This window comes from Stenotrophomonas sp. YIM B13575, assembly GCF_042787595.1.
GTDB lineage: Bacteria > Pseudomonadota > Gammaproteobacteria > Xanthomonadales > Xanthomonadaceae > Stenotrophomonas > Stenotrophomonas lactitubi_B.
On sequence record NZ_JBHZOP010000092.1, the window covers coordinates 38,086 to 46,252 of the forward strand.

7 protein-coding genes are annotated in these 8,167 nt (G+C 66.5%); all 7 read left to right on the forward strand.

The features are described from left to right. Positions 1–135 precede the first annotated feature (135 nt). The 7 genes from ACFX4F_RS14965 (at position 136) to ACFX4F_RS14995 (ending at position 8,042) form a co-directional block, all read left to right on the forward strand. Positions 136–2,322 (forward strand): XVIPCD domain-containing protein, encoded by a 2,187-nt coding sequence (locus tag ACFX4F_RS14965; protein WP_380656615.1) that lies wholly within the window; start codon positions 136–138, stop codon positions 2,320–2,322. 177 nt (positions 2,323–2,499) lie between these two features. Next, positions 2,500–3,975 (forward strand): anthranilate synthase component I, encoded by a 1,476-nt coding sequence (gene trpE, locus ACFX4F_RS14970; RefSeq protein WP_180165224.1) that lies wholly within the window; start codon positions 2,500–2,502, stop codon positions 3,973–3,975. A 67-nt stretch (positions 3,976–4,042) separates the two neighbouring features. Beyond that, positions 4,043–4,822 (forward strand): SIMPL domain-containing protein, encoded by a 780-nt coding sequence (locus ACFX4F_RS14975; RefSeq protein ID WP_116862779.1) that lies wholly within the window; start codon positions 4,043–4,045, stop codon positions 4,820–4,822. A 2-nt stretch (positions 4,823–4,824) separates the two neighbouring features. After that, positions 4,825–5,412: an aminodeoxychorismate/anthranilate synthase component II gene (locus ACFX4F_RS14980; protein ID WP_088101793.1), complete on the forward strand. Its 588-nt coding sequence runs from the start codon at positions 4,825–4,827 to the stop codon at positions 5,410–5,412. Between the two features lie 16 nt (positions 5,413–5,428). Beyond that, positions 5,429–6,460, forward strand: a complete 1,032-nt coding sequence (gene trpD, locus ACFX4F_RS14985) for an anthranilate phosphoribosyltransferase (RefSeq protein ID WP_089237368.1) — start codon at positions 5,429–5,431, stop codon at positions 6,458–6,460. Between the two features lie 74 nt (positions 6,461–6,534). Next, positions 6,535–7,329: an indole-3-glycerol phosphate synthase TrpC gene (trpC, locus tag ACFX4F_RS14990; RefSeq protein ID WP_033832398.1), complete on the forward strand. Its 795-nt coding sequence runs from the start codon at positions 6,535–6,537 to the stop codon at positions 7,327–7,329. Then, complete coding sequence (locus ACFX4F_RS14995; protein WP_099819691.1) at positions 7,326–8,042, forward strand: haloacid dehalogenase-like hydrolase; 717 nt, start codon at positions 7,326–7,328, stop codon at positions 8,040–8,042. The genes trpC and ACFX4F_RS14995 overlap by 4 nt, the downstream gene beginning before the upstream one ends. Positions 8,043–8,167: the final 125 nt, after the last annotated feature.

Below are 8,167 nucleotides of genomic sequence, written 5' to 3' on the forward strand. Positions count from 1 at the left end.
CAGCAATTGCGCGACAGTGGGAACGAAAAGGAAGCTGAGCGCCTCCAGGAAACGTACCATGCGCGTGAAATGTCAGGACTGGCTGCTGACGTGTATAAGTCAGCGAAGCACGAGGGAAAGCCCCCGGTAGGATGGGTGCGCGCAAGTAGTGATCCCGACGCGCTGCGCGAAGCTGGCATCAACATCTCGGACGCTGAACTCAAGGAAATGCTGCAGCCGAGGAAGTCCGGATTCCGCGCCGAGATCTATATCCCCGACAAGCGCGTCTTCGGTGAGGATGCGAAACCTGTCGTGGTCTACAAGGGGTCCACGGGTGAAATTCTTGACCCGCTGGCGCCCAATGGAAAACGTGAATCCGGCGGCGAGGATTTCCTCAACAACGGTCAGCAGGGCATCGGCATGCGCAGCGATTATTACGATCGCGCGATGGAACTTGCCGTAGCCATGAACCGTCGTCTGCCCGGCGGCTTCGAAATCGCCGGCCACTCCCTCGGCGGCGGCATGGCTTCCGCCGCGTCCGCAGTCACCGGCGCACGTGCCACCACGTTCAACGCCGCCGGCCTGCATCCGGCAACCCCGGCGCGTTATGCCAAGGACAACGGCCTGCCGACCTTCGACACGCAGCAGTCCGTGCACACCTACCAGACCACCGGTGAGGTGCTGAACGATGTGCAGAACGGCATGCACCGCCTGAGCGAGCATCAGCGTCGTGGCTACGGTGTGCTTGCCAACGAACTGGGCATGGTGCTGAAGGATCCGGCCATGCAGAAGGTCGTCGGTGAAAAGCTGCGCGAGATGCTGCCCCCGGGTGCGCAGACCTCCGCTGCACAGTTCATCGAACAACTGGCGAGCCAGCCGGGCCAGCAGGCGCTGCGCGATATTCCGCTCGCGGCAGGGCGCCTCGAGCTGTTGCTTGAGCCCAAGACCCGCGACGCGCACGGGGCACTCGTCGATCGCCCGCACGTGGCGCCGCCCAGCCAGGTGGCGGAACTGGCGGGCCCGCTGTCCACCGTGCTGCATGCCACGGCGTACGGCATGCGCAGCGGTCGCCTGGCCGGCGAGCAGGTCGAACGGGCCGGCGCCGTCACTGCCCATGCGCTGGACAAGGTGGGCGATGGTGTCGAGCGCGTACTGAAGACCGAAGGCATGGTCATCGGCCAGGTGGTGAACATGGGGTCCACCAGCCTGCAGGTGAGCACCCGGGCGACCAGTACGGTGATCGCTTCGGGGCGCGAACTGACCGGCAGCATCGAAGCCACGCTGCACCGCGTCGAATCGCAAACCCGCTCCCATGGCCTGTCCGCACTGTCGTGGGTGGCTGACCGGGTGGGCGCGGACAACGTCGCCGGCCGGCTTGCCAAGCAGGCCGAAGCTGTCCGTGACCACGGCGAGCACCATGCGCAGCACGCGACGAAACAGGCCGTTGCCGACGCCGCAAGCACGCGTGCGGCGGGTGAACGCGTGGCCGCTGCCATCAGCCACGACGGCCAATGGGTGGCCGGCAAGCTGCAGAACGGGTTCGCCACCGCCGGCGCCCATGTCGATCGTGGCTATGACCTGGTGGCGTCCCAGCTGAAGGGCATCACCGCCAAGGCGCCGATTACCCTGTCCACGCTGGGTGGTGCTGCGGTGGGCATCGGGGCTGCCGCAGCGACCCACGTACCGACCGGCAACCTGCCGTTGGACGCAATGAGGCTGCACAACCTCGACAAGTCCGAACGTGTCATCCGCGGCATGATGCCGGCCTTCAGCGAGGCGACTGCCCGCCATGGCATGGATCCGACCGTCATCCCCAGCCTGGATTCGGAACTGATCAAGCAGGAAGCCGCCGCCCGCAAGCTGGTCGAGCAGCACCAGCGGATACAGCATCCGGAGGATGGTCGTCGCGCCGGCGTGGCGGCAGAACCCACTGCGCGCGCGCCCGGCATCAACGACCCTGGTCACACCGACTACCGGTTGTTCAATGGCGCACAGACCGGCGTGCACGCCCTGGATGCCGCCCACAACCGCGTGCCGAACGTGCAGAGCGACCAGCTCGCCGGTGCACTGGCCGTGCAGGCCAAGCGCGAGGGGCTGGAGTCCATTTCCCACGTGGTGCTCAGCGACGATCACCGCCGCGCCTTCGCGGTGGATACGCCCGACCTGAACGCCGCGCACCGCCGCCATGCCCACGTCGAGGTGGCGGCGGGCATGGCCCAGCCGCTCAGCGCGAGCACCGCCCAGATTGATGCGATCAACGCCAGTCGCGAGCAGGCGCAGGGGGTGTCGCTGGCCCAGCAGCAGGTGCAGGAGAGCCAGGAACAGGCGTGGCGGATGGGCTAGGGCGAAGACAAACCGCCCGTCGCCAAAGGGTTTCCCTGCGGCCAAAGCTGCGATACAGTCATTGGGTGTCCAGCCTGACGACCCCGCATACCCTTTCTTCCGCACGCCGTTGGTGGCGATGGTGGCCTGTTGCCGTCGTCCGTCCCCATAACGCTGTGTCCCGGAAGGAAAGTCGTCTTGATCTCGCACGCTCAGTTTCAGCAGCAGGCCGCTGAAGGCCACACCCATATTCCCGTTGTCCGCGAAGTGCTGTCCGACCTGGACACGCCGCTTTCGGTCTATCTGAAGCTCGCCGACGGCCCCAATACCTACCTGTTTGAATCCGTCGAAGGCGGCGAGCGCTTTGGTCGTTACTCGATCATCGGCCTGCCGGCACGCCGCGTGTACGCCTTCCACGGCCTCACCCTGACCGTACGCGAGCACGGCGATGTGGTGGAAACCCGTGAGGTGGCCGACCCGTTCGCCGAGGTCGAGGCGCTGCGCAGCGCCCACTCGGTGCCCAAGCTGGAAGGCCTGCCGGGCTTCACAGGTGGCCTGGTCGGCTGGTTCGGCTTCGAATGCATCGGCTACATCGAACCGCGCCTGGCCTCGCCGGCTGGCCGTGACGAACTGGGTACGCCGGACATCCTGCTACTGCACTCCGATGAGCTGGCAGTGTTCGACAACCTGAAGGGCCGGCTGTACCTGATCGTGCATGCCGACCCGCGTGTCGAAGGCGCCTTCGAGCAGGCCCAGGCCCGCCTGGATGCACTGACCGCCAAACTGCGTGCGCCGGGTGCAGGCTATCCGGCACCGCTGACCAGCGACGTGCTGGACGAGTCCGATTTCGTTTCCGGTTTCACCCGCGAGGGCTTCGTCGACGCGGTCCAGCGCAGCAAGGAATACATCCGTGCCGGCGACATCTTCCAGGTGGTGCTCAGCCAGCGCCTGAGCGTGCCGTTCAAGGCGCGCCCGGTGGATGTGTATCGCGCGCTGCGTGCACTGAACCCGTCGCCGTACATGTATTTCCTGGATGTTGGCGACCTGCAGGTGGTCGGCTCCTCGCCGGAAATCCTGGTGCGTCTGCAGGACGGTGAAGTGACCGTGCGCCCGATCGCCGGCACCCGCCCGCGCGGCGCCACGCCGGAGCTGGACCAGGCGCTGGAGGTCGAGCTGCTGGCCGATCCAAAGGAACGCGCCGAGCACCTGATGCTGATCGACCTGGGCCGCAATGACGCCGGCCGCGTGTCCAAGGCCGGCACCGTCGAAGTGGGCGAGCAGTTCGTGATCGAACGCTACAGTCACGTCATGCACATCGTCAGCGAAGTGACCGGGCAGCTGCAGCCGGGCCTGAGCTATGCCGACGTGCTGCGCGCCACCTTCCCGGCCGGTACGGTCAGCGGCGCGCCGAAGATCCGCGCGTTGGAAGTGATCCGCGAGCTGGAACCGATCAAGCGCAATGTCTACGCCGGCAGCATCGGCTACATCGGCTGGCACGGCGATGCCGATACTGCGATCGCGATCCGCACCGCGGTGATCAAGGACGGCCGCCTGTATGTGCAGGCCGGCGCCGGCATCGTCTACGACTCCGACCCGGACAAGGAATGGGACGAGACGATGAACAAGGGCCGCGCGCTGTTCCGCGCCGTCGCCCAGGCCGCCAAGGGCCTGTGAGTTTCCCTGTGCTGTGGCCTGCGCCGCAGCCCCCTTCGCTGTTTCCCTTCAAGACAAGGAGTACCGCATGAAGCTGCTGAGCGTTCTGCTGTGGTCGTCGCTGCTGGCCACGATGGCCCCCTCTGCGTGGGCACAGGCCAACACCATTCCCTCGCAGCCACACCTGCTGGTGAAGGGCGAGGCGCGCCGGCTGGTGATGCCGGACCGGTTCGGCCTGCAGTTGAACATCGAAGAGACCGACATGGATGCCGATGCCGCACGTCGCCGCGTGCAGGACAACGTCGCCCGCGTACTGGCGCTGTTCAAGCAGCACAAAGCGGTGGAGGGCAGCGTGCGCGCGGACAACCTGCGCATCGGCCCCGCCACGCGCTATGAGCAGAGCCGGCAGGTCTTCATCGGTACCCGCGTGTCACGCCAGCTGCGCGCCAGCTTTGCCAGCGTGAAGGCGATGCAGGATGTGCTGGGGGCGCTGAAGGCCAACGAGAACGTACAGGTCAGCAGCCTGGCCCCGACGTACTCGGGCGAGGTGGCGCTGCGCCGTGAACTCAAGGGCGAGGCCGCAGCCAAGACCCGCGAGTCCGCGCAGGGCTTGGCCAAGGCCTACGGCACCCAGCTGCGCGGTCTGTACAGCATTTCCGATGTGGCGCCGAACTTCGCCTACGGAATCCAAGCAGGCAGCTGGCCCAGCAGCGGCGATCTGGTGACGCCGCCTTCGCCGCCCTCGCCCGAGGCGCCGATGAACAGCATTGAGACCACGGGCTCGCGCCTGCCCGAATCCATCGAAGCCGGCCCCATCACCTACACCGAAAACGTGTACGCCATTTTCCTGATAAGCGACGGAACCTGACCATGTTGTGGATGATCGACAACTACGACAGCTTCACCTACAACCTCGTGCAGTACCTGCAGACGCTGGGTGCCGAAGTGAAGGTGGTGCGCAACGATGCGATGAGCGTGGACGAGATCGCCGCGCAGAAACCCGAGCGCATCGTCATCTCGCCCGGCCCATGCACGCCCAACGAAGCGGGCGTGTCGCTGGAGCTGATCCAGCGCCTGGGGCCGACCACGCCGATCCTCGGCGTGTGCCTGGGCCACCAGGGTATCGGCCAGGTCTACGGCGGTACGGTCATCCGTGCCGGCAACATCATGCACGGCAAGACCTCGCCGATCCGGCACGAAGGCAAGGGCGTGTTCGCCGGCCTGCCGGACGGTTACCAAGCCACCCGCTACCACTCGCTGGTGGTGGACAAGAACAGCCTGCCCGATGCGCTGGAAGTGACTGCGTGGACCGAGAACGAGGATGGCTCGATCGAAGAGATCATGGGCCTGCGCCACCGCCAGTTCCCGGTCGAGGGCGTGCAGTTCCATCCCGAATCGATCCTCACCGAACACGGCCACGCCCTGCTGCGAAATTTCCTGCAGCGCCCGGCTGCCTGATCCAAGGAGTATTCCGATGAGCTTCTCCCCCCAGGAAGCCCTGCAACGCACCATCGAGCATCGCGAAATCTTCTTCGACGAAATGGTCGACCTGATGCGGCAGATCATGCGCGGCGACGTCTCGCCGATGATGACCGCCGCCATCCTCACCGGCCTGCGCGTGAAGAAGGAAACCATCGACGAGATCGCCGCCGCCGCAACGGTGATGCGCGAATTCGCGCTGGCCGTGCCGGTCGCCGATACCACCCACCTGGTCGACATCGTCGGCACCGGTGGCGATGGCTCGCATACCTTCAACATCTCCACCTGCGCGATGTTCGTTGCCGCTGCCGCCGGCGCGCGCGTGGCCAAGCACGGCAACCGCAGCGTGTCGTCCAAGTCGGGCAGTGCCGATGCGGTCGAAGCACTGGGCGCGGCGATCGAGCTGCAGCCTGCGCAGGTGGCCGCGGCCATCGAACAGACCGGCATCGGCTTCATGTTCGCGCCGATCCACCACCCGTCGATGAAGGTGGTGGCGCCGGTGCGTCGCGAGATGGGGGTGCGCACCATCTTCAACATCCTCGGTCCGCTGACCAACCCGGCCAATGCGCCGTCGGTGCTGATGGGCGTGTTCCACCCCGATCTGGTGGGCATCCAGGCGCGCGTGCTGCGCGAACTGGGCGCCGAGCGCGCGATGGTGGTGTGGGGCCGCGACAACATGGACGAGATCTCGCTGGGCGCGGGCACCCTGGTGGGTGAGCTGCGCGACGGCAAGGTGCGCGAGTACGAGATCCACCCGGAAGACTTCGGCATCGCCATGTCGGCCAGCCGCAACCTGCGCGTGGATGGCCCGGAACAGTCCATCGCCATGCTGCGTGCGGTGCTCGACAACGAGCCGGGACCGGCGCTGGACATCGTCGCCCTGAATGCGGGCGCGGCGTTGTACGTGGCCGGCGTGGCCAGCGATATCGGCGACGGCCTGGCCCGCGCCCGCGCCGTCATTGCCGATGGCAGCGCCCGTGCCCGCCTGCAGCAGTATGTCGACACCACCCGCGCGCTGGTTGCCTGAGCACGCGGTTCAGCCTGACCCACCCGATGGCCGATAATGGTCGTCCTCACCGCCCCAGCACCGACCCGACGACGATGAGCGATATCCTGCAGACGATCCTGGCCCGCAAGGCCGAAGAAGTAGCCCAGCGCCGCGCCCAGCGACCGCTTGAGGAGCTGCAGGCGGCGCTGGCCGATGCGCCACCGGTGCGCGGTTTCGTGCGCGCGCTGCAGGCTGCCGTCGCCAATGGCGATCCAGCGGTGATTGCCGAAGTGAAGAAGGCCAGCCCGTCCAAGGGCGTGATCCGCCCCGACTTCCGCCCGGCCGACATCGCGGTCAGCTATGAGTTCGGCGGCGCCAGCTGCCTGTCGGTGCTGACCGATGTCGATTTCTTCCAGGGGGCCGACGCCTACCTGCAACAGGCGCGCGAAGCCTGCACGCTGCCGGTGCTGCGCAAGGACTTCGTGATCGACGCCTACCAGGTCGTTGAGGCGCGCGTGCTCGGCGCCGACTGCATCCTGCTGATCGTCGCCGCGCTGGACGACACGCAGCTGGCCACGCTGTCCGAACTGGCGATGTCGCTCGGCATGGACGTGCTGGTGGAAGTGCACGACATCGACGAGCTGGAGCGCGCGCTGCAGGTTCCGGCGCCGATGATCGGCATCAACAACCGCAACCTGCGCACCTTCGAGGTGTCGCTGCAGACCACGCTGGACATGCGCCTGGCCGTGCCGCGTGACCGCCTGCTGGTCACCGAGAGTGGCATTCTCGGCCCGCAGGATGTGGCGCTGATGCGCGATGCCGGCATCCACTCGTTCCTGGTCGGCGAGGCCTTCATGCGCGTGGAAGAGCCGGGCGAGGGTCTGCGTCAGCTATTCTTCGCAGCATGAAAACGTACTATCCAACGCCGCGCGAGGATGCGCCGCTGGTGGTCTTCGACTTCGACCACACCCTGTATGACGGCGATTCGGGTACCCACCTGTTCGCCTCGCTGATCAAGCGCAACCCGCTGCGGATGCTGGCGGCGCTGCTGGTCACCCCGATTGCCGGGCCGATGGTGGCGATGCTGCCGACCCGCCGTGCCGGTATCTCGGTCTACGTCTGGATCGGCAGCTTCGGCCTGCACCGCGCGCGCGAGTTCAACAAGGTGATTGATGCCTACGTGCTGCGCAATGAAGCGCAGATGCGCGCCAAGCTGCTGCCACAGGCGCTGGAGGTGTTTGCCGCGCACCGTGCCAAGGGCGATCGCGTGGTGGTGGCCACCGGCGCACCGCCGGAACTTGCCCGCGCGATCCTGGCCTTCGTCGCCCACCAGGACGTGCCGGTGATCGGCACCGAAGTGGGGCCGCGGCTGGGCGGGGTAGGGCCGACCCGGCACTGCCACAACGAAGAGAAGATGCGCATGCTGCGCGAGCGCGGCTACGGCGACATCGATATCGCGTACTCCGACAGCACTGCCGACCTGCCGCTGCTGCTTGCGGCGAAAGCGCCGGTGGTGGTCAACCCGAAGCCGGCCAAGGTGGAATTCTTCCGCCGCGTGCTGCCGGCCGGCACCCGCATCCTCAACTGGGGTTGCGTGGACCGCGGTGGTGACAAGGCCTGACCCGAGCCTGTTGTAGAGCCGAGATCCTATGTTTGTGGTCAAGCCTGCTGGAAGCAGGCTTGACCCACTTTCAGCATGGCTGGATCAAAGTCCCGACCGCTCTTGAAGACGCCCCAGGCGATCTT

What these genes read in the sequence shown, in the direction of transcription:
- trpD (WP_089237368.1), top strand. Translation starts at nt 5,429, where the DNA reads ATGAGCTTCTCCCCCCAGGAAGCCCTGCAACGCACCATCGAGCATCGC.
- trpC (WP_033832398.1), top strand. Translation starts at nt 6,535, where the DNA reads ATGAGCGATATCCTGCAGACGATCCTGGCCCGCAAGGCCGAAGAAGTA.
- ACFX4F_RS14980 (WP_088101793.1), top strand. Translation starts at nt 4,825, where the DNA reads ATGTTGTGGATGATCGACAACTACGACAGCTTCACCTACAACCTCGTG.
- ACFX4F_RS14975 (WP_116862779.1), top strand. Translation starts at nt 4,043, where the DNA reads ATGAAGCTGCTGAGCGTTCTGCTGTGGTCGTCGCTGCTGGCCACGATG.
- ACFX4F_RS14995 (WP_099819691.1), top strand. Translation starts at nt 7,326, where the DNA reads ATGAAAACGTACTATCCAACGCCGCGCGAGGATGCGCCGCTGGTGGTC.